The following is a 24125-nucleotide window of genomic DNA, read 5'->3' on the forward strand; positions in this document are numbered from 1 at the left end:
AAGGACGTAGTATGTACCAGCTAGAAATTCAACCAGGCAAGTTGTCCCTAAAAGAGCTTCGTAAAATCAGCCGTCAACGCGTGACACTGTCACTGGCTAATTACGCTTATGACGACATGCTGACCAGTACTCAGGTTGTCGATAACATTATTAAAGAAGACAAAGTCGTTTACGGTATCAATACCGGGTTTGGCCTGCTGGCCAACACCCGTATCGCGGTGGAAGATCTGGAAACCCTGCAGCGCAGTATCGTACTGTCTCACGCTGCCGGTATCGGTGAGTTCATGGACGACTGCACAGTACGTCTGATGATGGCACTGAAAATCAACAGCCTGGCTCGTGGCTATTCCGGTATCCGCCCGCTTGTTGTCGACGCACTGATCACACTGGTGAACGCAGAAATCTACCCGTGCATTCCGAAGAAAGGCTCAGTAGGTGCATCTGGTGACCTGGCACCACTGGCTCACATGAGCACCGTGCTGCTTGGCGAAGGCCAGGCACGCCATAACGGCGAGATCATCAGCGGTGCAGCAGCACTGAAAATTGCCGGTCTGGAGCCGATCACACTGGCGCCAAAAGAAGGCCTGGCTCTGCTGAACGGGACGCAGGCTTCTACCGCATTTGCCCTGGAAGGACTGTTTGCGGCAGAAGATCTGTACGCAGCCGGTACTGTCTGTGGCGCCATGTCCGTTGATGCAGCGCTGGGCAGTCGCCGCCCGTTCGATCCACGTATTCACCGTGTCCGCGGCCATCGTGGCCAGATTGATGCGGCATCAGCCTACCGCCACCTGCTGGATATGGACAGTGAAATTGGCCTTTCTCACCAGCAGTGTGAAAAAGTGCAAGACCCATACTCACTGCGTTGCCAGCCACAGGTGATGGGCGCTTGTCTGCAGCAAATTCGTCACGCTGCAGATGTGCTGGAAGTGGAAGCTAACTCAGTGTCTGATAACCCGCTGGTTTTCGCTGAAGACGGTGACATCATCTCCGGTGGTAACTTCCACGCGGAACCTGTTGCGATGGCAGCCGATAACCTGGCTCTGGCGATTGCAGAAATCGGCAGCCTGTCAGAGCGTCGTATGGCCCTGCTGATCGACAGCAGCCTGAGTAAACTGCCACCGTTCCTGGTAGACAACGGCGGTGTTAACTCCGGTTTCATGATTGCTCAGGTCACCTCTGCGGCACTGGCAAGTGAGAACAAAACCCTGGCCCACCCTGCGTCGGTTGACAGCCTTCCAACCTCAGCCAACCAGGAGGACCACGTTTCAATGGCCACTTTCGCTGGTCGTCGTCTGAAAGACATGGGCGACAACACCCGTGGTATTCTGGCTGTTGAACTGCTGGCCGCGGCACAGGGTCTGGATTTCCGTCATCCGAACCGCAGCTCTGAGCGTCTGGAACAAGCTAAAGCGATGTTGCGTGCACGCGTGAGCTTTTACGATAAAGACCGCTACTTTGCACCGGATATCGAGAAAGCCAACCAGTTGCTGGCTGAAGCTCAGTACAACAACCTGATGCCAGAAGAGCTGTTGCCGAGCCTGTAATCTCTTCGTAGATTCTTTCATTTCTTCCTGTAAAGCCGGAGTTTTCTCCGGCTTTTTTTCTGTTAGTCACACTCCAAATGTCTCTCTGTTTCACTTTTTTGTCAGTGCCAGATGTAAAACCTTGATAGATACCCACTTCTTGCACGGCTAAATGGGCTACTATGTTGAGTAGGCAACAGCCTCACCAACAACGTGAAGTGACGTGGAGGATGCTATGTGGCAAGCGATTTCTCACCAACTTTCTGATGTTTTGGACAGACCCTTCAGGATCATTGAAAAGGAGCCCGTCGAAGGCGGTGATATCAACGAATGCTACTGCATTGGTGATGGTAATGAACGCTTCTTTGTGAAGATGAATGACCGTGATCAGCTCTCGCTCTTTGAAACCGAGGCGGAGAGCCTGCATATCCTCAACGAAGCTGACTGTATTCTGGTTCCCCGCTGTATTCACCTCGGGACCAGCAAAGACAAATCGTTTCTGATCCTCAATTATCTTCCCACCAAAGTGCTCGATAACGAATCCGGCTTTACACTCGGCCAGAAACTGGCGCGTCTGCACGCCTGGGGGGATCAGCCCGAGTATGGCTTTGATATCGATAACTATATCGGACTGACACCACAGCCCAATAACTGGCGTCGCCGCTGGTGCCGATTTTTTGCTGAGCAACGTATTGCCTGGCAACTTCAGCTATGCAATGAAAAAGGTATCTCGTTTGGCAATATTGATACCATCACTGGCAAAGTGATTGAGCTATTGATGAACCACCAGCCCAAACCATCCCTCCTTCATGGGGATCTCTGGCAGGGAAATGCAGCCGTCACCGTGAATGGGCCGATCATCTTCGATCCGGCCAGTTACTGGGGCGATCGGGAATGTGACATTGCGCTGACAGAACTGTTCGGGGGGTTCCCTCCCACCTTCTATGAGGGGTATCAGTCAGTCTGGCCGCTGGATGAAGGCTATGAATCCCGCAAGCCGCTATATAACCTGTACCACATTCTCAACCACTGCAATCTGTTCGGCGGCACATATATCGCTCAGGCAGAGCGCATGATTGATGAACTGGGGTTACTCGATGGTTAGTCCAGCCTTCCCCTAACGTCGGTATTCTTTGACTGTGCTCCCGGATAACGCCGATGCAATTATGCATCGGCACTGGTACGCCAAGAATGTGGGCCAAGAGCTGAAAGGCTTGCTCTCGCCTTTCAGCTCTGCTCTTTCTACTACCCCGTTATCTACTACTCAGGCCTATCTACCACTCAGGTCTGCTTAGGTCTGGCTACTCGGTGCTTTCTATTCTGTTCTTTCTGCTCTGGCATTTCGTACCCTGACATCCCTTCTGGATTTGTGTTACTTTTGGTGCTCTGAATGACAAACCGGCAAGCTGACCGGCCTGCCCGATTTGTATGGTGTTATCGAGCCCACAAGGGAACATGTCTCATGTTACAAGCTGCAGTATTTGATATGGACGGCCTGCTGGTCGACTCTGAACCTTTCTGGCAACGCGCTCAGGTGGATATTTTTTCCTCTGTCGGAGTCAGCATTACCCTGGAAGATACTCACAGAACGATGGGCCTGCGCATCGATCAGGTGGTTGAATACTGGTATCAGCGACAACCTTGGCAAGGCCACGATGTTCCGACAGTCACAGAGATGATTGTCTGCCGGGTTGAGGAGCTGATCAAAGAGCACAAACCCATGCTTCCGGGTGTGCTGGAAGCCATTGCGACCTGTGAAGAAATGGGACTGAAAATCGCGCTGGCATCGTCATCGCCGATGCGGTTGATCCAGTCAACGCTCGATTCACTGTCGCTAACCGGTAAATTTCAGGCCGTACTGTCTGCCGAACACTTGCGCTTTGGGAAACCCCACCCGGAAGTCTACATTAATGCTGCGGATGCATTAGGTGTGATGCCGCAAGCCTGTGTGGCGTTTGAAGATTCAGTCAACGGCCTACTGGCCGCGAAAGCCGCACAAATGAAAGGGATCGCCGTGCCTGATGCCGCTTTCGCCCATGACCCGCGCTGGGCAATTGCCGATCGCAAACTTAACTCGCTACTCGAAGTAAATCAGCAGCTTTTCGCTGCTATCTAACTTGCCCCACCGTCTGTTTCAGTGTGCAATGTATCTCACCCGATATGTTGCACATTTCCACCGCGCCACTAACCAGAGAAATTGTGGCAAACATGACCTATTATTTACAGTATCGGTAAGGTAAAAACCTTAAAGATTTGGGATTTTTCATAAACTTAACTCAGATCTGCTTTCCGCTGCCCCAAAACTTTTCAGCGGGTCAAAGTTTCCGGTTAATTTGAGGCAAAAAGGAATCGCCACCGCTAGAGTATGTGTTGTGAGGGCAAGGCAAGCCTCGACATATCCGGTTTGCAAAAGTTAAGTATGACTTTTGCTCATAATGTGCCTGGCACGCTTCAAGGAGTAGAAAATGAAGAACTTTACTGAACAATCTGTAATTTGCCCGCATTGTGGACACAATATTCGAATCACCCTTGATGCCAGTGCCGGTAGTCAGGAGTTTTATGATGACTGTCCGGCGTGTTGTCATGCCATTCACCTCAACATGCAGGTGGATGAACTCCATAAGACCATTCACTTATTCGTGGATGCAGACGACGAACAAATATTCTGAAAAAAATCCCTGCTACAAAGCAGGGATTTTTTTTTGCGAGTACGTCGCCACTCTCTGTTTAGCAGTTAAGCTGCTTATCTGCTTATCTGCTTATCTGCTTAATAATGAGGAAGGGAGCGATAGGTTGACCAATCGCAAATAACGGGGTTTATTGCCCGGCATCTTTAGCCGCCAGATAGCGCTCGACGGTATCGACTATTGCCTGTGTCTGCGGATCAATTTCCAGGTTCACTTTCTCGCCAACCTGACGCTGCCCGAACAAGGTACGCTGCAATGTTTCCGGAATCAGGTGTACACAAAAACGCCCTTCTTCGACCGTACCGATTGTCAGTGAGCAACCATCAATCCCGATATAACCTTTGCGTAGAATGTACTTTTGATACATCTCCGGAATAACAAACCAAATGGTGCAGTTATTCGGCGTCACCTCGATCTCACTAATCTCTGTCGCCACATTGATGTGGCCTGACATAGAGTGTCCGCCAATTTCATCACCAAACTTCGCAGCACGTTCAATATTCACCCGATCGCCAACCTGCAACTGGCCGAGATTGGTCACCGCAAGAGTCTCCTGCATCAAATCAAATGCTACCTTGTCACCGTCAATACGGGTGACAGTCAGGCAGCAGCCGTTATGCGCCACAGAAGCACCAATCTCCAGACCGGCACGCATCAGCTCATCAAGCTGAATCACATGGGTCTGAAAGCGATCTTTTTTATCAATGGCCACAACTTCGGCCGTTCCCTGAACGATCCCGGTAAACATAGATACTCCTCATGAATCGTACTGATACTGTCTGGCGACCACCATATCACAATTCAGACTGGGGATTAGTCGCCTCTTTATACAATTAACCGAGATGTAAACCATTACCTTAAATCTTTTTACAATCTGATTTGAACTATCATTGGTAAACACTTATTCTCAGCCCTGATAATGTCAAAAAAATGCCACCAGCCATCACTTACAGTCATTGCCATTAGTCACTAAAAGTATTTCTATGACGAAGACGTTCACTTACAACCTGACGTTCAAGCTTCAAATGATGCTGATGACACTGCTGGCAATGACAGCTTTGCCCATTGTCATGCTCTGGTATCACAACTCGGAAAAAGTGATGTTCCAGACCATTGAGCGGTTATATCAGTACTCCAGCGCCAACCTGAAAGAACGGCTTGATGAACAGTTTCAGGACGCCAGGCAAATTTTCGAACAGCAAACCCGCATTCGTCAGGAGCTGATTAACATTGTGGCTGACAGTAGTCTGTTACTTGACCACATCGTGACCATGCTCAACCACCACTACAACGTCGACTATTACTACTTTGCCAATCCTCAGGGCGGATTACTTTCATTTGGCTATAGCAACGGCGGTTTTACCCTTCTTCAATCGGCACAGGAAAAAGCCGGGCCGCTCAACAGTTTTACTACTAATTTCAACGGGCAAAAGCGCCAGTTTACTGCTATGCGAGGGTTTTTCGATGCCAGAGAAAGAGACTGGTACAAAGACTCGCTGAAAACCGACCAGCCGGTTTGGAGCAAAATGTATCCGGGAGCGGTCGATACCAGCTTATTGGGAATCAGCCTGACCAAAGCCTTTCGTGATGAAGCCGGAAAACTGTTAGGCGTTTGGGGCGTTGACCTGACTTTAAACTCGCTGATTAAAGAGCTGAAAAGTAACAAACTCAGTGATAACGGTGAAGTGCTGTTATTCAATAATGACGGGCAGATTCTGGCCAGTACCGACAAACGCCACACCCCGCAAAACGGCCAGTTGCCGAGCATAAATAAACAAGCGACACCGGTTATTTCTCAACTTCTTCAACAGAATACCGCCAGCACCGACACCGTCAAACTGGTCGATACCGGTCAACAACAGTGGGTAGCGCTGACCAGCTATTATCAGCTGGCACAAAACAATGTGATTAATATTCTTTTCTATTCGCCACTGTCCGACTTTTCCCCCCCTCTCAATACCGTAAAACGAGCGGGCCTGCTGTTTACAATTGTGATCAGTCTGCTGGCACTGTTTATCGGGGCGCTGGCGACCCGGCATGTTCTCAAACCCATTCACCAGTTGATTCTGGCCACCCGCCGTATTCGTGAAGGGGACTTGCATACCCGCATCCCTCTGAAACGGAGAGATGAAGTGGGCCTGCTGGCCGACAATTTTAATCAGATGTCGGATCATCTGGTTAGCACCCTGCAGGCGCTTCGGGCCGAGCAGGATAAAACACTGCGATTGAATGCCTTGCTGGAAGAGCAAAATCACAGTCTGGAAACACGAGTGGCAATCCGTACCCGCGAGCTGAAAGCCGCCAACCAGAAGCTTAAACATATGGCTTACAGCGATTACCTGACCGGCATTGCAAACCGCCGGTCATTCTGGGAACGTCTTGAAAATGACAGCCAATGTCAGCCTGGTTGGTTACTGTTGATGGACCTGGATAACTTCAAGCGAGTCAACGACCAATACGGCCACCATATTGGTGATAATATTCTCAAACACTTTGCTCAGGTTTGCGACGGCATTCTGCGCCACAACCTGGAAGATTCCGAGGCCTTGTTTGGTCGTATCGGAGGAGAGGAATTTGCTCTCTGGTTGCCGGGTATTGATGAAGATACCGTGCAGCAACTGTCTTCACAGCTGATGGATGGCCTCAAAAAATGCCCTTATCTGCACAACGGGCAATCGATATATGTTTCCACCAGTATCGGTGCCAGCTACTGTCAGCAGGACCCACATCAGGCCTATGCAACGGCGGATCAACGACTCTATGACGCCAAAGAGAAAGGCAAAAATCAGGCTGTGCTTAGCTCTTAGCTCGTCACATTCAGGGACACCACAACCGTGTTTTTCCACCCGAAATTCCCGTGGCACAGTGCGATTAATGTACTATAAGTAACAGATAGCACTGATAAAATCCGATATTAACTCAGTTGTTATTAACGCTTTTTCTGGCACAGATAATTGTCTCTCCCCCTTTTCCCGTTATAATCCACGCGTTTTCCCTCTACCTGTCAGGAGCCTTCACGTGCAAAACTACCGGCGCGAAACGCGTCATCTACTCAAACTTGCCATTCCCGTCCTGATTGCTTCTGTCGCGCAGACATCCATGGGATTTGTAGACACCGTGATGGCCGGTGGCGTTAGTGCTACCGACATGGCAGCCGTTTCCGTGGCAGCCAGCGTCTGGTTACCGGCCATTCTGTTCGGTGTGGGTCTGTTGATCGCACTAGTGCCCATTGTTGCAACGTTAAACGGTTCAGGTAAAAAAGACCGTATCCCGTTTGAAGTACAACATGGTTTCTTCCTTGCCACTCTGGTATCGGTGCCAATTATGCTGGTGCTGTATAACGCCGGTGTGCTGATTGACATGATGGATGTGGAGCCGGAACTGGCCGACAAAACCATCGGCTACCTGCATGCAGTTCTCTTTGCCGTACCGGGCTTCCTGTATTTCCAGACCCTGAAGAGTTTCGCTGAAGGAGTATCACTCACCGTTCCGTCGATGGTGATCGGCTTTATTGGTCTGGCAGCCAACATCCCGCTGAACTGGATTTTTGTTTACGGTGAATTTGGTGCACCAGCAATGGGGGGGATCGGTTGTGGTGTTGCCACTGCCATTGTCTACTGGCTGATGTTCGTGGCCATGCTGGTATACATCAAACTCAACAAGAAGCTGAACAGTCTTGGGCTGTTTGCTCACTGGCACCGCCCGCAGGTCAAAGCGATTGCCCGCCTGTTTAAACTGGGATTGCCGGTTGCGGCGTCTATTTTCTTTGAAGTGTCACTTTTTGCGGCCATTGCCTTGCTGATATCACCGCTGGGCTCCATCACCGTTGCAGCCCATCAGATTGCCAGTAACTTCTCATCGCTGATCTTTATGATCCCAATGAGTCTAGGTGCCGCGTTGAGTATCCGGGTGGGCTTCCTGATGGGACGGGAAGATCTGGAAGAAGCACGCATCGCCAGCCACTGCGGTCTGGCGGTGGCACTGATCATTTCCGTCATCACGGCAGTATCAACCATCGTGTTCCGCGAGCAAATCGCCATGATGTATACCGATAACCCGGAAGTCATCATGATTGCCGGCCAACTTCTGTTTCTGGCCGCGATTTATCAGTGCACAGATGCAACCCAGGTGGTCGCGGCGGGTGCACTGCGTGGCTATAAAGACATGCGAGCCATCTTTATTCGCACCTTTATTGCCTACTGGATTCTGGGTCTGCCGACCGGCTACGTGCTGGGTATCACAGACTGGATCGTAGCGCCAATGGGGCCTCACGGCTTCTGGATTGGTAACATTGTCGGCCTAAGTGCAGCAGCCTTCATGCTGGCTTATCGCCTTCACTGGGTACAGCGTCAGGACGACGAGGCTCAGCTCGCGATGTCTATGCGATAGCGAGATAATGACAACACAGGCGGCCACCGTGCCGCCTGTTCTTTTTGCCATAATTACCGATAAGATAAATCCGGTACACCCTGATTGGCCTATGTTCATTGTGTAAGGATTAACTTTGCCCTCGTATCGACCTGTTTTGCGAAAAATCCTGTTGACCGGCGTGGTCACTATCATCAGCGCAGCATGGCTGTACGGCTGCGAGCAAAACACGACCATTAACGGCTTTGAATCCTACCACCAGCGCCTGGCAAAAGTGCTCGATACCGATCCCCTCGCCCCCTCCCTGACTGATCCGCTTTCTTTTCCTACGACGCGTTCTTTATTTATACCTGTCGAAGAAATCCGCGTGGATCTGCTCGATGCTTATGAGCTGAGAAAATGCGGGCTGTTTCACCTGATTGCTGAACGCAACTCCATTCTGGGTAAAGTCCAGGATAAAACCCGCCAGCTCCGTTATGAGCTGCTGCTTCTGAACGGCCTGCGGCATTGCCTTGACACACTCCCGCAGGACAATGATTTACTGCCGATGTTAACCCGTTACTACAGCCAGAAACGCGCCCAGCTCCCGTTGCATACCTGGAACATGCTGACGACAGGTGAAGAGTGGCGCCAGCAATTCACCGCTTACCCCCATCCTTTCCCTCTCGGCACCTTTTATGGTTTTGATGAAGCGTTAGCAGCATTCACGTTTGTCCAGTCGATCCTGAGTCAAAACAACATAAGCAAAAATGAATTGGCACTGGAGTCTTCAAAACTCGCCGCCAAGCAAGCTGACACTTTATTAACTCATCAAAAACAGATTCACCCCTACCACTACGTCGCACAGCTGGAATATTCCCTTCAGTTTGCCACGGAATGGCTGGACACCAGCACCCGCCTGCTGGAGCAGAATGAAAGCCGCATTATATGTGGACCGAACCGGAACCAACAAAAAGCCGAATACCTGCAGAACGTGTTCTACAAGTTTTTCGTGGCTGACATTCAGCCCTATCTGGCTGAACTTGATTCCCAGTACCGGCAGATACAACCGGTACTGGCAACGTTACTGACAAAACCCGGAGCCCCTGAACCCGGGGCAAACACCGTTCTGGCCCGATACCGCCAGTATTATGTAGACGGTGAGCTGCACGCCGCCTTTCGCGCAGCCACGCTCAACCATGTCAAATTCTGGCAGCGCACATTCAAACGATGCAACATGAAGATTGGTGCGCAATAAAGCCGACAAACCACAAAGAATTCCATCACGCGCCTACTCAATACCGAACGATTCCCCTAGTATGTACAAACACTTCCTCATCGGAGACGACCGTGAAAAAGCACAAAAACGAAGCAAAACTGTTAAAGAAGGCCCTGGAACTTGGCTTCGCGTTTGCTAAAAAACAAGGATTTGCTGATTTGGATAAATCGGTCCCGTCCACAGACCGGGTGGAATGTATTTACCGCTTGCTGGTACAGGCAAAACAAATCACCCCCCTCGCGGTTGATCAGGAAGATGGCCCTAATATGAAACATAAGCTGGTGCTGTGGATTTCCCGATTATTACCGCCGGATCACGAGTTACTGAAATAGCCATTGCGACGCATAACCGGCTGAAGTATGGTAGAAAAAGGAATCAGAACCAGACCAGGACAGGGAAATAATATGCGTCGTGTCATCTTTAATCAGAAAGGAGGCGTCGGAAAATCCAGCATTGCTGCCAATCTCGCCGCTCTCAGTGCTGCAAAAGGCTTTCGAACCTTGTTAATCGATTTGGATGTTCAAGGAAACAGCAGCCACTATCTGGGACACGATGCTTCAGACAGCAAAGATCGCACCATTGCCGATTTGCTCAACCAAACCGTTGGCTGGTTTTCCGTTTCCACGCCAGTCAAAGATTTTCCGCAATCCACCGCTTTTGACAATCTTTACCTCATTCCGTCCAGCCCCAAGCTTGATAAGATTGAAGCCGAATTAGAACGCCGCTACAAAATCTATAAGCTGCGCGATGCGCTGGATGAATTAGAAAAGCAATTTGACCGCATTTATATCGATACGCCACCCAACTTTAATTTCTATAGCAAAGCAGCGCTAATTGCCGCCCACAAACTGCTCATCCCATTTGACTGCGACAGTTTTTCTCAGCAAGCATTGATGACGCTACTGAATAATGTCGCAGAACTGCGTGATGATCATAACCCGTCGTTGGCCGTCGAAGGGATCATCGTCAATATGTTTAATGCCCAGGCGAATTTCCCGACAAAGATCATTGAGGATCTGCGAGATCTGGATCTGCCGATACTGGAGCCTTACCTGCCATTATCGGTGAAAATGAAGGAATCGCACTATCACCAAAAGCCGCTGCCGCATTTGCTGCCCAACCATAAACTGACCAAGGCTTTTGAGCAGCTCTACACGCAGTTGGAAGCCGAGACTCTGGTCGAGGGTACAGCAGCTGCGAATTAGGCACTGTTGTTCTAACGTTCTATCTCAAAATCATCAAGCATGGTGTTGGCACTCGTTGTTCACGAGTGCCTTTTCTGCATCATCTCGCCACACCACCCATTCATTTCCTGTCACCTCTTGTCACATTCCCAAACAAGACCGGAGCCAGATTCTTCCGGTGGAATCTCATTCTGTTGCGTTTTTATTTGTCAAGATGGCTCATTAGTTACACTTTTGTCTTAAAATCGCTACAGCCAACACAATTAGCACACAACTTAGCCACCTCTCCTAAAATAAAAATCAACCCAACCCATCAACCACTTACACCCATGTAACACGAAAAAATTATTTTTATTCATGGCGTAAAAAAAGAAGGCGCACCTAGCCAATTAGAGGTATAAACCCCTAGAATTTTTCAGTGTATTTCAAAATGTATCTAAAGGTTAATAATGACAATTGGAAAGATGAAACGAAGTACCTTGATCTGGCTACTGGCCATCGGGGCTTTACTGGGTGTAATTGCATTGGCCACCACTGCTGTGGTGATGCATAAAACCAGTTCGACTGAATTTTGTGTCTCGTGCCATTCCATGCAAACACCCCTTGCTGAATATCAGGGCACTATCCATTTCCAGAATAAGCACGGTGTGCGTGCCGAATGTGCAGATTGCCATATCCCCAATGATACGCTGGGCTATGTGGTGACCAAGGTACGTGCGGTTAAAGACATCTATCATGAAATCGCCGGTACACTTGATACCGACGCAGATTATGAAGCCCGCCGTCAGCACATGGCTGAAACGGTGTGGAGTCAGATGAAAGCCAATGATTCCGCTACCTGTCGCAGCTGCCATGAATTCACGGCAATGACGCTGCTCGATCAGCGCCCGGCTGCGCGTGAAATGCACCAATCTGCCATCGCCAACAACGAAACCTGTATTGACTGCCATAAAGGCATCGCGCACCTGCTGCCGGACACCTCAGATTCTGCACAATCAGGTGCCGCAGAGCTGGCCAAAGCAGCGCAATCCGCTTCCAAAACGGCAGCAACGCTCTACACCTATGAAACCACACCTTTTTACCTGGGTGAAACCGAAAGCCATAATCAGGGTAACCTGCTGCCAACGACTCAGCTTTCTGCCGTATCTCGCAGCCAGAACCGTATTGAAGTCACCGTGACTGGCTGGCAGCAAGACGGGGTTGATGCCGTGATTTATGCTGCGCGTGGTAAACGCATCCTGAGCGCACTGCTGGGCGACGACGCCAAAGCGGCCCTGAAAGTGGGTGAGTCTTTCACCGATGAATCCACCAATATTACCTGGCACCAGGTCAGTCTCACTGTGTGGCTGGATAACGGAAAGTTACTGGATAACGACAAACCACTGTGGGATTACAGCTCACAGCTGATGTCTGCCAACTGTACCGGTTGCCACGGCCTGACACCGCTCGATCACTTCAATTCCAACCAGTGGATCGGTGTAATTAAAGGGATGGAATCCCGTACCTCCCTGACCAAGGAACAAAGTCGCATCCTGACTCAGTATGTCCAGAAACACGCCAGCGATATGAAGGGAGGCGAATAACCATGAACAAACTTATGACTCAAGAATCAAAAACCGTATTAAGTCGCCGTCGTTTTCTGCAAGGACTTTGCGCCGTAGCCGCTGTACCTGCCGTTAATGCCCTGCTACCGAAAACCGCGCTAGCACGCGCTATTGAAGAAGCGCTACCGCAGTTCAAGTACACCAAAACCGCCCATGAAGGCGTTCTGACGGCTGCCCACTGGGGAGCGTTTCAGGCCATCGTCAAAGACGGCAAAATGGTCGACACCCTGCCGGTTGACGATGATCCGGCACCGAACGAATTGATCAAAATGGCCCCCTATCAGGTACACGCCACCAACCGCGTGAAGTACCCGATGGTACGCCGCAGCTACCTCGAAGGCGGGCCGGGAGCAGGCAAAACCCTGCGCGGCAACGATGAATGGGTTCGTGTTCCATGGGATAAAGCCATTGAGCTGGTCGCTGGCGAGATCACCCGCCTGCAGGAAACGTACGGGCCATCCTCAATTTATGCTGGTTCCTACGGCTGGAAAAGCACCGGCATGTTCCACAACAGCCGTACCCTGTTGCACCGTCTGATGAACCTGAGCGGTGGTTTTCTGGGCTATGCCGGTGACTACTCTACCGGTGCTGCACAGATGATCATGCCGCACGTGATGGGCTCGATGGAAGTGTACGAGCAGCAAACCGCCTGGCCTGTCGTGGTTGAAAGCAGTGAGCTGGTTGTGCTGTGGGGCTTTAATGCCATGGTGACCCTGAAAAACGCCTGGAACGTTCCGGATCATGAAGGTCAGGCAGGTCTAAAGGCCCTGAAGGACAAAGGCACCCGCGTTATTACCATTGACCCGGTTCGCAATGAAACCGTGGAGTACATGGATGCCGAGTGGATTGCCCCGCGCCCTTACACCGATGTCGCAATGATGATGGGTATTGCCCACACTCTACTCAGCGAAGACCTTCACGATAAAGAATTTATCAAGTACTACACCACTGGCTTTGATAAATTCCAGGCTTATCTGACCGGCGACGCCGACGGTGAAGCCAAAACGGCAGAATGGGCCGCCGAGATCTGTGGCATAGATGCCGACGTGATCAAATCACTGGCGCGCGACTTTGCGAAAAACCGCACCATGCTGATGGCTGGCTGGGGCATGCAACGCCAGCAACACGGCGAACAACCAAACTGGATGCTGGTGACTCTGGCAGCCATGCTGGGACAAATCGGCTTACCGGGTGGCGGTTTTGGCTTCAGCTACCACTACTCGTCAGGTGGCAGTCCAACAGCCAAAGGCGGCATTCTGTCTGGTATTAATGCAGGTACTGCGCCGAAAGGCTCACCGTCACCTATCCCGGTTGCCCGTATCGCCGAAGCGATTCTGAACCCGGGTAAATCAATCCAGTTTAATGGCCGCACTGTCACGTATCCGTCAATCAAGATGGTCTATGTCGCCGGTGGTAACCCGTTCCACCAGCATCAGGACATCAACACCCTGCTTCAAGCCTGGCAGACGCTCGATACGATTATCGTACAAGAGCCGTACTGGACAGCCTCAGCCAAGCATGCGGATATCGTGCTACCGGCAACCACCAGTTATGAGCGTAACGACATCGACATGGGTGGCGACTATTCGCAGCGTTATGTCTTCCCGATGCACAAAGTCGTCGAGCCACAGCATGAATCAAAGAATGATTTTGACATTTATGTCGCGCTGGCGGAAAAACTGGGCGTGAAAGACGCCTATACCGAAGGCAAAAACGAAATGCAGTGGCTGAAAGAAATGTATGACGGCATGAAAACTCAGGCTCGTACGAACCGTGTACCGTTACCGCCGTTCGAAATGTTCTGGGATGCTAACGACTATATTTCTTTCCCGATACCGGAAGCCAGCAAGCAATGGGTACGCCATGCCGAATTTCGGGATAATCCGCTGCTGAACCCGTTGGGGACACCGTCAGGTCGCATTGAGATTTACTCAGATACCATTGCCAAAATGGGTTATGAAGACTGCGCACCGCACCCGAAATGGTACGCGCCACGTGAATGGCATAAAGCAGAGATTGCTGCCAAATACCCGCTGTCGCTTAACACCGCACACCCGACACAGCGACTGCACTCTCAGTTGGATAATACCCCGCTGCGTGAAAAATATGCCGTCGCCAACCGGGAAGCGATTCTGATCAACCCGACCGATGCCAAAGCGCGCAACATTAAAGACGGTGATCTGGTTCGCGCATTCAATGACCGTGGACAGATTCTGGTTGGCGCAAAAGTCACAGAAGACATCCGACAAGGTGTGGTACGGATTTGCGAGGGTGCCTGGTACGATTCCGCCACACCGGGACAGGCAGGTGGCTTATGCCGCAACGGCTGTGTGAATGTCCTGACTTTCGACCAGGGTTCGTCTCAGCTGGCACAGGGTAACTGTGGTCAGATGGCACAGCTCGACATTGAAAAGTATCAAGGTAAGGCGCCGGTCAATCTGGCTCATCAGGTGCCACTCAACGCCTGAGCCGTTATGAAGCGGTGATTTGTCGACATTTCCACGTAAAACACTGACGACTATTTTCTTATCTTTCCCAAGCAGGTCATTCAGTGGCCTGCTTTTATCTCGCCACTCTCTCCTTTTCACCATTTCCTCTCCCTTATTCACCATTTCACCTTTCCGCTTTCCTCACCTGTCTTTTGTACAGCCATTTTTTCCCTCTTGATTCACCGTCAGGGTGGCCGACATCACGCGATTTTCTCTGACTGAAACCACGTCATTAACACTGGGTACGCACGATCTGTGACAGGCTCCACAATATTTCGTTTAGTTATCAGCACCATACTGCCGGATTTACCCGCCACTTGTGAACATTGCCTGCACGGTTTTTCTTTTAAATGACACCCCACTGCCTATTATTTCGGCCACATTTAGCCCTGCACGCTCAAAGCATAAGCAAACAGGCCAAGGGAATGAAAAAAAGCGAACTCAAACACTTGCGCCAATGATCATCACTCGTTAATATTCGTGTCGTTCTTAAGGAGTGAGTCATTCCTAAGTTCACAGTACGACCGTAGCTCAGCTGGTTAGAGCACCACCTTGACATGGTGGGGGTCGGTGGTTCGAGTCCACTCGGTCGTACCAGTTTTCGTAATCGAAACTGAAAAATTTGCGTCTGTAGCTCAGCTGGTTAGAGTATCGCCTTGACATGGCGGGGGTCGGTGGTTCGAGTCCACTCAGACGCACCATATTTTGATATGAGTCTTAGTACTGATATCACAGGATGCGACCGTAGCTCAGCTGGTTAGAGTACCGCCTTGACATGGCGGGGGTCGGTGGTTCGAGTCCACTCGGTCGCACCATCTCTTGATAGAGAAACTGTTACAATCTGCGTCTGTAGCTCAGCTGGTTAGAGTATCGCCTTGACATGGCGGGGGTCGGTGGTTCGAGTCCACTCAGACGCACCATATTTTGATATGAGTCTTTGCACTGATATCACAGGATGCGACCGTAGCTCAGCTGGTTAGAGTACCGCCTTGACATGGCGGGGGTCGGTGGTTCGAGTCCACTCGGTCGCACCATTTAAACATGAAAATTTGATCAACCTCTTAGGTTTGCTCAAAAACCCTTGCGTCTGTAGCTCAGCTGGTTAGAGTATCGCCTTGACATGGCTGGGGTCGGTGGTTCGAGTCCACTCAGACGCACCATATACCAATTATTGCACTATTCGTAAGTTGTCCTGACAACTTTATCCCAAGCAATAATTCGGGCGATTAGCTCAGTTGGGAGAGCACCTCCCTTACAAGGAGGGGGTCACTGGTTCGAGCCCGGTATCGCCCACCACTTTCTGAAAAGCCTGTACTTAGTACAGGCTTTTTTCTTTTTGACTATTCCACTGATTCCAGTACGGCCTTTGTTCGCGCAATATCTGTTACGGCGGCATTCAACCGCCTAAGAGGCAGACTTAGCACTTTTCTGAACGGATTTTCTGTTCGCCGCCACTGACACCAAATCTTTGGCCTCTGCCCTGGCTAATTCATCGTTCTCTCTTGCAGACTCTGAATTGTCAGTATGCGCCGTCTTCCCTCGCAGCATCACCACCTGCTGGCTTTCCCCGGGATGGGTCGTACCCAAAAATTTCCCACCTTGCTCGATGCTCAGGTTATCGCAATAGATATCCCCTTTCACAATCCCCTGATTGAGAATTTCGATAACATTGGCATGGCAGCTCCCTTCGACCTGGCCATTCACGACAATTCGATCAGCCCACACTTCTCCCTTGAGCCGACCAGAACAGCTAACGACAACTCCCTGCTCCGATTTTAAGACACCGTGAACACTGCCATCCAACTGCATATCTGACGCTAACCGGAACTCACCATGAACTTCACATCCTTTTGCGATGACAGTTGTAGTTGTCTGCTCACCCGCAGAGTGACGCTGTCGACTAAATAAGCCCATTTCACTTTACTCTCTTGATCAAAAATGTGTTCAAAGTTATCCATTCCCCACTGCACAAATGGCTGGGGATTGAGTGCCCGCCCGACAAAACGCACTTCGTAATGCAAATGCGGGCCGGACGATAAGCCGGTGTTGCCGGAATAGGCAATGAGATCCCCTTTAGTAACAAAGTCACCATGGCGAACCGCAAAGGACTTCAGGTGGGAATAAGAGGATGTGAAACCGAAAGCGTGCTGCAGCCGGATGAAATTTCCATAACCTTTTTGGCTGCTCCGGACCGTTTCCACGACGCCATCAGCCGTGGCATAGATCGGCGTCCCTCTCTTGACGGCAAAATCGAGCCCCCGATGCATTTTGCGTTTTCGGGTAACCGGGTGAACTCTTTCGCCAAACGGGGAAGACTGACGGGCATTAACAACCGGGAGGCCATTAGGAATACTGTCCAGCATGGCCAGTCGCACCGCCGAGTTAATGGCTGCCACATCCAGCCGTCTTTCGAGCGAGCTTTCTTCTGGCGATCCGACACCCAGCACATGTTCCAGCTCTCCCAAACGCTCAGCGACATAGGCCAGACGGTTTTCCCGCTCGTCCATCTCATTTTCAAGTTCGGCTTTCAGCCGCTTCAGGGAAACCAGCTCACCGTTCAGCGATTCAGATTGTTGTACAAGCGCTTTTTGCTGACTTTGTGCAGAGTTAAGCAAATGATTCAGATAGACCAGGCCACCCGCCACACTCAGTGTCAACGCCAGACAGGTGCCTGCCACCCAGCGCAGTCGCAGCTGAGTTTTGCTGCAAAGATGAAAATGCCGCGATCCATTAATTGACGATACCGAGATTGTGATCCGTTCTTTCATAGGTAGTCTGCGTTAATGACTCACCTCACTTCAGTGCGACCGGAACTATGATTTATTTAAACGGTATTCGAGACAGGTATCGATAAGGCGAATTAACAATGCAAATAATTGCTGCTATTATATGCACTTACTTCAGTATAAAGTCTGATGACCGCTTTTTTTCGTTGGCTGTTCGAACAATTGAATGGCATTGATAATGACGCAGGTTAATTACCCGCTTACTAAGGACAGTAACCGATGCTCTCTTTAAAAAAGCTTCTCAACCGCAAGCCGTGGATTCTCTCCGTCATTATCCTACTGTTACTCGGCGCCTGGCTGATTAGCGGAACACTTCTCCCTGGCTCCGGATCTGGGTCTGCCAACAATGAGGCGTCTGATGCGACAAGCGATGCCCCAACGGATACCAGTAAAACCCCGCCACTGGCCAAAGTGGTGGTCAGCCCGTTTGAGACTCAAACAGTAACCCGTACCCTTTCACTCTATGGCCGAACAGCACCGGATCGGGAAGCCAAACTGGCCGCCGAGGTATCAGGAACCGTTGAACAACTGCTGGTACAAAAAGGACAACGGGTTAAGGCCGGGGATCCACTTGTCAAACTCGACAAAGCTGACCGGGAGCTTCAGCTCCAACGTGCCAATGCCCTGCTGAAAGTCCGTAATCAGGAGTATTCCGCAGCGCAGTCATTACGCAAACGCGGGCTACAGGGAGAAGTGGCGTTCAGTCAGGCTGAAGCTGCCCTGATTGAAGCCAAGGCAACGGTTCGCAGCCTGCAAATTACCCTGAACAACACAGTTATCTATGCCCCGTTTGAAGGCATTGTCGAACATCTGCTGGTCGAGAAAGGCGATTATCTGGGCATTGGCGATCCGGTTGCGACCATTGTGGATTTAGACCCGCTGGTGATCAGCGCAGATGTCAGCGAACGCCATATCGAAAAAGTGTATAAAGGCCAGCCTGCCTACGTTGAACTGGTCTCAGGCCTCACAACGGAAGGCAAGTTACGCTACCGCGCAACCGTTGCCAATGAAACCACCAATACCTACCCGATTGAAATTGAAATCGCCAATCCGGGTATGACCCTGACGGCCGGTGCCAGTGCCAATCTCGAACTGAAACTGAAAGACGAATCTGCCATCAAGATTCCCCCTTCTATGCTGGCCCTTGATGAAGCCGGAAATCTGGGTATTAAAACGCTGACTGATGGCGATCTGGTGAAGTTTATTCCCATTGCGATTGTGAAAGTTGAACCCGATGGTGTCTGGCTGGGTGGCACGGCGCAACACGTTGAAGTGATTACTGTCGGTCAGGGCTTTGTCCGCGACGGTGACACCGTGATTCCGGTGCGGCAAACCGCAGCGCTGACCGCACCAGATCAACAACCAGACACACAGATTGAGCAAGGGAGCAAATAATGTATTCCATTATTGATGCAGCACTCAGCCGCTCACGCACCATGCTTACCCTGCTGGTCATGATTTTGATTGCCGGCCTGATCACCTATCGCCTGATCCCGAAAGAGTCGAACCCGGACATCACGATTCCGATTATTTATGTCTCGGTAACGCATCAGGGTATCAGCCCTGCCGATGCCGAGCGGCTATTAGTCCGTCCGCTGGAACAAGAGCTGCAAGCGGTTGAAGGGGTCAAGGAGATGACCTCAACCGCCGCCGAAGGCCATGCCTCTGTTGTTTTAGAGTTTGCCGCAGGCTCGGATCTGAACGAAGCCCTTACCGACGTGCGAGAAGCCGTTGATCTGGCCAAAGTAAAACTGCCGGATGACAGTGATGAACCTACGGTCAATGAAATTACCCTCGCCAGCGAAGAGCCGGTGTTATCAATGGTGCTCTACGGCAGCGTCCCGGAGCGAACCACCATCAAGATCGCCCGCGATCTGAAAGATAAACTGGAGAGCTTCCGTCAGATCCTGGAAGTCGACATCGCCGGTGACCGTGAAGACGTGGTGGAAGTACTGGTCGAGCCCTTGCTAATGGAAAGTTATGGCCTGGATCAGGAGGATGTGTTTAACCTCGTCGCCCGAAATAACCGTGTTGTTGCCGCTGGCTTCATCGATACCGGTTATGGCCGCTTCTCCGTCAAAGTGCCTTCGGTGTTTGATTCACTGAAAGATATTCTCGAACTGCCAATCAAAGTGGACGGCAGCAAAGTCGTGACCTTCGGCGACATCGCCACCATTCGCCGCGCGTACCGGGATCCGGAAAGTTTTGCCCGCCTGAACGGGGAAACCGCAGTCGTGCTGGATATTAAAAAGCGGGCTGGTGAAAATATCATCGAAACCGTGGAAATCGTCAAAACGGTCATGGCGGAAGCGCAGAAACTTGACGAATGGCCGGATAACCTGCTGATTGAATACACCTGGGATCAATCGAAAGACGTCAATATCATGCTCAATGATCTGCAGAATAATATTCTGTCTGCGATCATATTGGTGGTGGTCGTCATCCTCGCGATCTTAGGTTCCCGGACGGCGCTGCTGGTCGGCATCTCGATCCCCGGATCGTTCCTGACTGGATTATTGATCCTTGCGATCAGCGGACTTACCGTCAATATCGTCGTGTTGTTCTCTTTGATCATGGCCGTCGGGATGCTGGTCGACGGCGCGATCGTGGTTACCGAATATGCAGATCGGCGGATGCAAGAAAACATCCCGCGTAAACAAGCTTATCAGGAAGCGGCAAAACGCATGGCGTGGCCAATCACAGCCTCAACGGCAACCACTCTGGCAGCCTTCGCACCACTGCTTTTCTGGCCGGACACGACCGGTGAATTTATGCGTTACCTACCGCTGACCCTGATCGCAACCCTGTCTGCCTCACTGGTGATGGCGCTGTTGTTTGTCCCGGTTCTCGGCAGCGTGATCGGTCGCCCGCAATACATCAGTCAGAAAGATGCGCAGCGTAAAATTGCCCTTGAGAACGGTGATTTTAAACAGGCAAAAGGGATTACCCGACTGTACCTCGACACACTGGCTATTGCCCTTCGCCACCCCATCAAGATTCTGCTCAGCTCATTGCTGCTGGCCGTGGTCGTGGGGGTAGCGTACGCCAAAGCCGGACTGGGTGTGGTTTTCTTCCCGGATGTGGATCCGCCGTTCTTCACTATCAAGGCCCGCTCCCATGGCGACTTATCCATTTATGAGAAAGATGCCCTGATGAAACAAATTGAGCAGCGCATCATCAATACAGAAGGGGTCAGCAGCATTTACACCCGTACCGGCGGTCAGGATCAAATCGGTCGGATTCAGGTCAACCCGCTGGACTGGCAAGAACGCCCGCCAATCAAAGACATCATCGCAACCATGCGGGAAAACACCGAAGATCTGGCCGGTATTGAACTGGAATTTAAGTACCCTCAGGCAGGCCCACCGAGTGAGCATGATTTGGTCATAGAAGTCTCCGGGCGAGACGCCGACAGCATGGCTGCCGCGGTGCTACAGGTACGAAATTGGATGGAATCTCAGGAAGCATTTACCAATATTTCGGATTCTTCCGATAAAAACGGCATCGACTGGGAAATCAAAGTCAACCGTGATGATGCAGCCCGCTTCGGCGGGGATGCGACACTGGTCGGGAACACGGTGCGCTTCGTGACAAACGGGCTCAAAATCGGGGAATACCTGCCTGATGATACCGATGACGAGGTCGACATTCTGGTGCGTTACCCGGCCTCATCACGTGATATCGGTCGGTTTGATGAACTGCGGGTCAAAACCCATTACGGCATGGTACCCATCACCAACTTCTCCAGTATCGTCCCGTCTCCGAAACAGGGCACCATCAATCGCATTGATGGCAAACGCATTCTGGAGGTAACCGCAGATATGGCAACAGGCTACAACCTGAGTCTACAATTACCGCTTGTACAGGCGGCGATTGCTGAAATGCGCATGCCATCCGGTACCGAAGTAAAGGTTCGGGGCCAGAATGAAGATCAGGAAAAATCATCAGCCTTTCTCGAGAGCGCCTTCCTGGTTGCGCTGGCCGTTATGGGGCTGATTCTGGTGACTCAGTTCAACAGTTACTATCAGGCTCTGCTTATCCTGAGTGCGGTGTTGTTTTCAACCGTCGGGGTTTTCCTCGGATTACTGGTCTTTCAGCGACCGTTCGGCATTGTCATGTCCGGTATCGGGGTAATTGCGTTGGCGGGGATTGTGGTGAATAACAATATCGTGCTGATAGACACTTATAACCAGCTTCGTAAACAAGGCGTGGCCAAATCCATCGCTATCATGCACACCGGTGCGCAGCGTCTGCGTCCTGTGATGCTGACCACGATCACCACGGTGCTCGGCTTGATGCCGATGGTGCTGGAAATGAATATCGATTTGACGAATCGTCAGATTGAGTTTGGTGCACCCAGTACGCAATGGTGGTCGCAACTGGCTACCGCGGTTGCGGGTGGGCTGTCTTTCGCAACGGTGCTGACTCTGATCCTGACTCCCTGCCTGCTGATGCTGGGCAGAGAAAAAGGACCATTGGAAAGTGACCAGAATGAGCAGCAACCGGATACCCCAGATGTCGCCAAACCGTCAGCAACTACCAGTGACACTGGTTCCGGCAGCGAAATTCCTCAGCCTCGCGCTGGATCGGATTCTCATCCGGTCAAGCACCCGCAATCCGAAGAGGAAACTGAAAAGCTGTAAGAGGCGCAACAACAGGACTGAATAGGTAGGAACAAAATCACCGCCTGAACATTCGTCGCCCCAGCCTTACTTTGTTAGTTTGGCTGGGGCGACTTTTTACTCTTAGATCAATAAACATAGCTCAGTAAACATAGATCATTAAACATAGCGCATAAACTTAGCTCACTAGACTTCACTCACTGCGCTTAACTCACTAAAAATCCGGATCAGACTCAATTAAGGCTCAAGCCGCCAGAAACACCCACCGTATCAACACAGCCACCAGCCCAATAACCAGAATCCCCCCGAGATAAAGCACCACAAACCACAGCCAGCGTTTGGCGCATGCATTGTTCATCAGTGATACCCCTCATCTTCATTAAGTCTGCCCCGGAACACATAATAAGAGTAGGCGGTATAAGCAATAATCAATGGCAGCAAGAAGACTGCCCCGCTTAACAGGAATTTCAGGCTGGTATCCGGCGCGGCAGCCTGAACATAAGTCAGGCTATGCGGCACAATAAACGGATAGGTACTGACGCCGAAACCCAAAAACGCCAAAAAGAAAAGGCCCAAACTCGCCAGATACGCTTTTACCGGCATGTGTTCAATCAAGTCTTTAAACAGCAAATAAGCCAGATAAATCGACAATGCCGGGATCAGCAAAAACAGCAATGCCTGCGGAAATGAAAACCAGCGGTCAGCGATAAAATCATTGCGAATGGGCAACCAGATGCTGAGAATGGCCACCATCCCCACCATAATAATCGCGCTGCGTTTTGCAGTGACGTAATACCGTGACTGATAATGTTCCGGCATTTTGATCAGCAACCAGCAGGCTCCAAGCAGCACATAAGCGGCAACCGTGAGGAAACCGCAGTACAGGCTAAATGGGGTAAACCAGTCAAACCACCCGCCGCTATACTGGCGATCCACGACTTTCACGCCCTGCAGCAGGGTGCCCAGCATCATGCCTTGCGTGAACGTGGCCGTCAGCGAACCAATAAAGAATGAACTGTCCCAAAGGAACTGCCCTCGCTTGGTTCTGAAGCGATATTCAAATGCCACACCTCGAAAAATCAACCCTAACAGCATCATGATCAACGGGGCATACAAGGCAGGCATCACGACTGAATAAGCCAGCGGAAACACCGCAAACAGCCCACCCCCACCTAATACCAGCCAGGTCTCGTTACCATCCCAAACCGGTGCCACACTGTTCATCATCAAATCACGCTCTTTGGTGGTTTGGGCTGACAAAAACAGGATACCAATACCCAGATCAAACCCATCAAGGATCACATAGGCAAATACAGCGATGGCGATCAGGATGTACCATATCAATGCATAATCCATAACAACTCCCGCTCTTACAATCCGGTTAGCTCCAGATGTCTCCTGATTGTGACATCCCGGAGTTTGAAGCCTTGAGCCTGAGCTCTGGCCTTGGTGCCTCTAAGCCTCTAAGCCTCTAAGCCTCTAAGCCATGCAAGTTTTTAAGCCTTACTTTTTCTCACTGTTAAAGTTTTGCCACTTTAGAGCCAGTGGCACTTCATTCCATTTCGCCATATTCCACAGGGCTGACATGCAGCGAAGCTGGATTC

At 50.9% G+C, this 24125-nt stretch carries 17 protein-coding genes and 7 tRNA genes; 20 read left to right on the forward strand and 4 right to left on the reverse strand.

The features are described 5' to 3' along the window. Positions 1 to 11: 11 nt before the first annotated feature. The 4 genes from hutH to PGW97_RS09205 all read left to right on the forward strand — a co-directional run bounded on the left by hutH (position 12) and on the right by PGW97_RS09205 (position 4192). Positions 12 to 1544 carry a histidine ammonia-lyase gene (gene hutH / locus PGW97_RS09190; RefSeq protein WP_047885320.1) on the forward strand — a complete coding sequence of 511 codons (1533 nt, stop codon included), beginning with the start codon at positions 12 to 14 and terminating at the stop codon, positions 1542 to 1544. Between the two features lie 214 nt (positions 1545 to 1758). After that, a complete protein-coding gene (locus PGW97_RS09195) occupies positions 1759 to 2628 on the forward strand; it encodes a fructosamine kinase family protein (protein ID WP_273857146.1) in 870 nt (289 codons plus the stop codon). Between the two features lie 357 nt (positions 2629 to 2985). Beyond that, entirely contained in the window at positions 2986 to 3639 is a 654-nt protein-coding gene (gene hxpB, locus PGW97_RS09200; protein ID WP_047885318.1) for a hexitol phosphatase HxpB, read from the forward strand. A 349-nt stretch (positions 3640 to 3988) separates the two neighbouring features. Beyond that, positions 3989 to 4192 (forward strand): CPXCG motif-containing cysteine-rich protein, encoded by a 204-nt coding sequence (locus tag PGW97_RS09205; RefSeq protein ID WP_047885317.1) that lies wholly within the window; start codon positions 3989 to 3991, stop codon positions 4190 to 4192. Between the two features lie 148 nt (positions 4193 to 4340). Here PGW97_RS09205 and PGW97_RS09210 read toward each other — a convergent pair whose 3' ends face one another. Beyond that, a complete protein-coding gene (locus PGW97_RS09210) occupies positions 4341 to 4958 on the reverse strand; it encodes a riboflavin synthase subunit alpha (protein ID WP_273857147.1) in 618 nt (205 codons plus the stop codon). Between the two features lie 235 nt (positions 4959 to 5193). On the opposite strand from PGW97_RS09210, the gene PGW97_RS09215 reads away from it, so the two are divergent. The 14 genes from PGW97_RS09215 to PGW97_RS09280 all read left to right on the forward strand — a co-directional run bounded on the left by PGW97_RS09215 (position 5194) and on the right by PGW97_RS09280 (position 16409). Further along, positions 5194 to 7017: a diguanylate cyclase domain-containing protein gene (locus PGW97_RS09215; protein ID WP_207103621.1), complete on the forward strand. Its 1824-nt coding sequence runs from the start codon at positions 5194 to 5196 to the stop codon at positions 7015 to 7017. A gap of 211 nt (positions 7018 to 7228) precedes the next feature. Beyond that, positions 7229 to 8599: an MATE family efflux transporter gene (locus PGW97_RS09220; protein WP_047885314.1), complete on the forward strand. Its 1371-nt coding sequence runs from the start codon at positions 7229 to 7231 to the stop codon at positions 8597 to 8599. A 115-nt stretch (positions 8600 to 8714) separates the two neighbouring features. Beyond that, positions 8715 to 9815 carry a DUF3080 domain-containing protein gene (locus tag PGW97_RS09225; RefSeq protein ID WP_273857148.1) on the forward strand — a complete coding sequence of 367 codons (1101 nt, stop codon included), beginning with the start codon at positions 8715 to 8717 and terminating at the stop codon, positions 9813 to 9815. 92 nt (positions 9816 to 9907) lie between these two features. Continuing rightward, positions 9908 to 10168, forward strand: coding sequence for a DUF5062 family protein (locus tag PGW97_RS09230; protein WP_047885312.1), 261 nt, complete (start codon positions 9908 to 9910; stop codon positions 10166 to 10168). A gap of 72 nt (positions 10169 to 10240) precedes the next feature. After that, positions 10241 to 11041, forward strand: coding sequence for a ParA family protein (locus PGW97_RS09235; RefSeq protein WP_217391455.1), 801 nt, complete (start codon positions 10241 to 10243; stop codon positions 11039 to 11041). 443 nt (positions 11042 to 11484) lie between these two features. Next, positions 11485 to 12603, forward strand: coding sequence for a NapC/NirT family cytochrome c (locus PGW97_RS09240; RefSeq protein ID WP_242551859.1), 1119 nt, complete (start codon positions 11485 to 11487; stop codon positions 12601 to 12603). A 2-nt stretch (positions 12604 to 12605) separates the two neighbouring features. Further along, on the forward strand, positions 12606 to 15092 hold the full coding sequence (gene torA, locus PGW97_RS09245) for a trimethylamine-N-oxide reductase TorA (RefSeq protein ID WP_273857149.1): 2487 nt from the start codon (positions 12606 to 12608) through the stop codon (positions 15090 to 15092). A gap of 541 nt (positions 15093 to 15633) precedes the next feature. After that, a tRNA-Val gene (locus PGW97_RS09250) sits at positions 15634 to 15710 on the forward strand. A 27-nt stretch (positions 15711 to 15737) separates the two neighbouring features. Continuing rightward, a tRNA-Val gene (locus PGW97_RS09255) sits at positions 15738 to 15814 on the forward strand. Positions 15815 to 15851: 37 nt separating this feature from the next. Next, positions 15852 to 15928, forward strand: a tRNA-Val gene (locus PGW97_RS09260). Positions 15929 to 15956: 28 nt separating this feature from the next. Next, positions 15957 to 16033 (forward strand) — tRNA-Val (locus PGW97_RS09265). 37 nt (positions 16034 to 16070) lie between these two features. Continuing rightward, positions 16071 to 16147 (forward strand) — tRNA-Val (locus PGW97_RS09270). Between the two features lie 49 nt (positions 16148 to 16196). Further along, a tRNA-Val gene (locus tag PGW97_RS09275) sits at positions 16197 to 16273 on the forward strand. A gap of 60 nt (positions 16274 to 16333) precedes the next feature. Then, positions 16334 to 16409: transfer RNA gene (locus tag PGW97_RS09280), tRNA-Val, on the forward strand. Positions 16410 to 16517: 108 nt separating this feature from the next. Here PGW97_RS09280 and PGW97_RS09285 read toward each other — a convergent pair. Next, on the reverse strand, positions 16518 to 17027 hold the full coding sequence (locus tag PGW97_RS09285) for a bactofilin family protein (protein WP_337960358.1): 510 nt from the start codon (positions 17025 to 17027) through the stop codon (positions 16518 to 16520). After that, entirely contained in the window at positions 16931 to 17881 is a 951-nt protein-coding gene (locus PGW97_RS09290; RefSeq protein WP_273857151.1) for a M23 family metallopeptidase, read from the reverse strand. Before PGW97_RS09290 ends, PGW97_RS09285 begins: the two co-directional genes overlap by 97 nt. A gap of 237 nt (positions 17882 to 18118) precedes the next feature. Between PGW97_RS09290 and PGW97_RS09295 the strand changes: the two genes are divergently transcribed. Further along, entirely contained in the window at positions 18119 to 19294 is a 1176-nt protein-coding gene (locus tag PGW97_RS09295) for an efflux RND transporter periplasmic adaptor subunit (RefSeq protein ID WP_273857152.1), read from the forward strand. Further along, positions 19294 to 22542, forward strand: coding sequence for an efflux RND transporter permease subunit (locus PGW97_RS09300; RefSeq protein WP_217392309.1), 3249 nt, complete (start codon positions 19294 to 19296; stop codon positions 22540 to 22542). The genes PGW97_RS09295 and PGW97_RS09300 overlap by 1 nt, the downstream gene beginning before the upstream one ends. A 336-nt stretch (positions 22543 to 22878) precedes the next feature. Here PGW97_RS09300 and cydB read toward each other — a convergent pair whose 3' ends face one another. After that, on the reverse strand, positions 22879 to 23877 hold the full coding sequence (gene cydB / locus PGW97_RS09305) for a cytochrome d ubiquinol oxidase subunit II (protein WP_217392308.1): 999 nt from the start codon (positions 23875 to 23877) through the stop codon (positions 22879 to 22881). Positions 23878 to 24125 lie beyond the last annotated feature (248 nt).

The sequence above is a fragment of the Photobacterium sp. GSS17 genome (assembly GCF_028621875.1).
In the GTDB taxonomy this organism is placed as follows: Bacteria; Pseudomonadota; Gammaproteobacteria; order Enterobacterales; family Vibrionaceae; genus Photobacterium; species Photobacterium ganghwense.

Coding starts and splice junctions, on each gene's coding strand:
- hxpB (WP_047885318.1), top strand. CDS start 2,986: ATGTTACAAGCTGCAGTATTTGATATGGACGGCCTGCTGGTCGACTCT.
- PGW97_RS09210 (WP_273857147.1), bottom strand. CDS start 4,958: ATGTTTACCGGGATCGTTCAGGGAACGGCCGAAGTTGTGGCCATTGAT.
- PGW97_RS09235 (WP_217391455.1), top strand. CDS start 10,241: ATGCGTCGTGTCATCTTTAATCAGAAAGGAGGCGTCGGAAAATCCAGC.
- torA (WP_273857149.1), top strand. CDS start 12,606: ATGAACAAACTTATGACTCAAGAATCAAAAACCGTATTAAGTCGCCGT.
- PGW97_RS09205 (WP_047885317.1), top strand. CDS start 3,989: ATGAAGAACTTTACTGAACAATCTGTAATTTGCCCGCATTGTGGACAC.
- PGW97_RS09240 (WP_242551859.1), top strand. CDS start 11,485: ATGAAACGAAGTACCTTGATCTGGCTACTGGCCATCGGGGCTTTACTG.
- PGW97_RS09300 (WP_217392309.1), top strand. CDS start 19,294: ATGTATTCCATTATTGATGCAGCACTCAGCCGCTCACGCACCATGCTT.
- PGW97_RS09285 (WP_337960358.1), bottom strand. CDS start 17,027: ATGGGCTTATTTAGTCGACAGCGTCACTCTGCGGGTGAGCAGACAACT.
- PGW97_RS09215 (WP_207103621.1), top strand. CDS start 5,194: ATGACGAAGACGTTCACTTACAACCTGACGTTCAAGCTTCAAATGATG.
- PGW97_RS09295 (WP_273857152.1), top strand. CDS start 18,119: ATGCTCTCTTTAAAAAAGCTTCTCAACCGCAAGCCGTGGATTCTCTCC.
- PGW97_RS09195 (WP_273857146.1), top strand. CDS start 1,759: ATGTGGCAAGCGATTTCTCACCAACTTTCTGATGTTTTGGACAGACCC.
- hutH (WP_047885320.1), top strand. CDS start 12: ATGTACCAGCTAGAAATTCAACCAGGCAAGTTGTCCCTAAAAGAGCTT.
- cydB (WP_217392308.1), bottom strand. CDS start 23,877: ATGGATTATGCATTGATATGGTACATCCTGATCGCCATCGCTGTATTT.
- PGW97_RS09290 (WP_273857151.1), bottom strand. CDS start 17,881: ATGAAAGAACGGATCACAATCTCGGTATCGTCAATTAATGGATCGCGG.